The sequence below is a fragment of the Mycoplasma sp. CSL7503-lung genome, assembly GCF_025515455.1.
GTDB lineage: Bacteria > Bacillota_I > Bacilli_A > Mycoplasmatales > Metamycoplasmataceae > Mycoplasmopsis.
Genome location: NZ_JAOPHP010000045.1, coordinates 1 through 1,283, shown reverse-complemented (window position 1 = coordinate 1,283; position 1,283 = coordinate 1). Strand labels below are relative to the sequence as shown.

1 protein-coding gene is annotated in these 1,283 nt (G+C 24.6%); it reads left to right on the top strand.

What is annotated here, in order from left to right; translation table 4 throughout:
- Positions 1–33 precede the first annotated feature (33 nt).
- Complete coding sequence (locus tag N9R85_RS03815) at positions 34–1,038, top strand: IS30 family transposase (RefSeq protein ID WP_262858657.1); 1,005 nt, start codon at positions 34–36, stop codon at positions 1,036–1,038.
- Positions 1,039–1,283 lie beyond the last annotated feature (245 nt).

The window sequence follows — 1,283 nt, the reverse complement described above, 5'->3', positions numbered from 1 at the left end:
AAAAAAATGGCCCCACATGAACCGAGGAACCATATGAATTATACAACAAAAAATTACAATCAAATTACTAAGGAAGAAAGATTTTTTATACAAAATAGTATTCAAAATAACATTTCTTTAAGAAGTATCGCTAGAAGTTTAAAAAGAAATGTTTCTTCAATTTCAAGAGAAATAAGAAAAAATTGCGATTATTACGGTAATTATAATTTTATAATTGCTGAGGAAAAAAGATTGAGAAGAAAATCACATAAATATCTTTTTAGATTCGATGTTAATTTTAAATTCGAAGAATTTAGCAATTATTTTAAGAAAAAATATGATAAAAAATTTCACGGTGTTAAGGCTACATATAATTATGTAAAAAGTAAAAACAATAATATTTTAATACCATCTATAAAAACTATTTTTAATTGACTCAAAACTAATAAATGAATTATAACCAGAAAAGATAGATTAAGATCTTACTATAAAAAAGGTGGAAAGCGTCAATCTTCTGTAATAAGTAGACTTATTAGAAGTGCTGAATACGTATTACCAATATGGGCTAGACCTAAAGAAGTTGATTTAAGGCTAGTATTTGGACATTGAGAAGCAGACTTAATATTAGGCAAAAGAGCTACAGGTTATAAAAATATAATAACCTTAACTGAGCGTAAAACTAGAATTGGTTTTGCGGATTTTGTTAGTTCTAAATCTCCGAATGAAATAAATGCAAAATTAAAGCAAATCATTATTAAAAATAAACTTAATGTTAAATCAATAACAATTGATAATGGAATCGAATTCGAAAAAATAGGTATTTTAGCTAAGTGATTAAATATTAAAATCTATAGAGCAGAACCTTATGCATCATTCCAACGTGGATCAAACGAAAATTGAAACGGACTTATCCGTAGAGAATTTAAAAAAGGTTTTGATTTTAACGCTATAAGTTTTAATTATTTACAAGAAATAGTTTCTAAAATAAACAATATGCCAAGAGAAATTTTAAAATGAAAAACTTCACTTGAAATGTTTACTTTTGAAAATTTGACTTAAGATTTAAGTGATAAAAAATCTAACAAACAATTTCAAAACACCCTTCTATCGAAGGGTGGATTTCTTTGTAACCAAAGAAACAAAGTTTTTACTTTTTTTGAAAAAAGTAAAACAAAAAAACTTTTGATATTGAAAACAAAGTAATAATATTGATTTTTTAAGTAAAATTTTAGATTTTTTTAGATCGTTAAGATATAATAAAAATACCAAGCACGAAAGTGTTGCACTTGATATTTCATTTTAGG